Below are 1,077 nucleotides of genomic sequence, written 5' to 3' on the forward strand. Positions count from 1 at the left end.
TGTAGGGTCCCGGATGATCAAATCGCCTATAGAAGTTATCCTCTGCTAGCAGCGAGGGAGCTTCTTCAGCAATTCATCCGGGAGCAAGTTCATGGACATCAAGCTGCATAAACAAGCGACCACGACACCGAAGATCCGGGCCGAGATCCAGGCAGCGCCCTCCAGCATTACGGATAGCGAGCTGGCCCGCCAGTATGGCGTTGTCACCGCGACCATCCGGCGCTGGCGGTATCGTGACGATGTTTATGACCGATCGCACACGCGTCACAACCTGCTGGCCACGCTCACGCCCAAGCAGGAGGAGGTACTGATCGCAGCGCGCGAATTCCTTCGCCTCGGCCTGGATGATCTCCTCGTCGTAGCGCGTGAGTTCCTGAACCCTCGGTTGTCTCGCTCCGGCCTGCATCGCATGCTCAAGCGGCGCGACGTGCCGACACTAGCGGAGCTGGCTCGGCAGGACACCGGAGATGACGAGAAGCCACGGCATAAGCCCTTCAAGGACTACGAACCGGGGTATGTGCATGTCGACATCAAGCACTTGCCGCAGATGCCCGACGAGGAGCAAAAACGCTACCTATACGTCGCCATCGATCGCGCCACGCGTTGGGTGTATCTGGAGATCCGAAGCAGTCAGTCCGCAAAGAATGCTCGCGCGTTCATGAAGCAGGTGGAAGAGAAGGCGCCCTTCACCATCCAGACAGTGCTGACTGACAACGGTAAATCCTTTACCGATCGCTTCACACGTGCAGGTGAGCGCAAGCCCAGTGGCCGGCATCCGTTTGACCAGGTGTGCCAGGCACATGACATCGAGCACCGCCTGATCAAGCCGGGAAAGCCGCAGACGAACGGCATGGTGGAGCGATTCAACGGTCGCGTCAGCGACGTGCTGGCGACTCGGCGCTATACCTCAGGCGAGGACCTGGAGCAGACACTCAAACGCTACGCTTGGCTGTACAATCACCACATCCCGCAAAAGGCGCTGCACCATCAATCACCGGTTGCGATGATGAAGGAATGGCAGGCCAAACGTCCTGAGTTATTTACCAAGCGGGTGGTTAATCACACGGGACCCGACAC

The 1,077-nt window shown here is 58.8% G+C and carries 1 protein-coding gene; it reads left to right on the forward strand.

Annotated elements, in window-relative coordinates; genetic code table 11:
• Positions 1–91 precede the first annotated feature (91 nt).
• Positions 92–1,077 (forward strand): IS481 family transposase (locus tag MHM85_RS18320; RefSeq protein ID WP_239286596.1); only part of this gene is annotated, 986 nt, incomplete at its 3' end.

The sequence above is a fragment of the Halomonas sp. McD50-4 genome (genome assembly GCF_022348135.1).
In the GTDB taxonomy this organism is placed as follows: Bacteria; Pseudomonadota; Gammaproteobacteria; order Pseudomonadales; family Halomonadaceae; genus Vreelandella; species Vreelandella piezotolerans.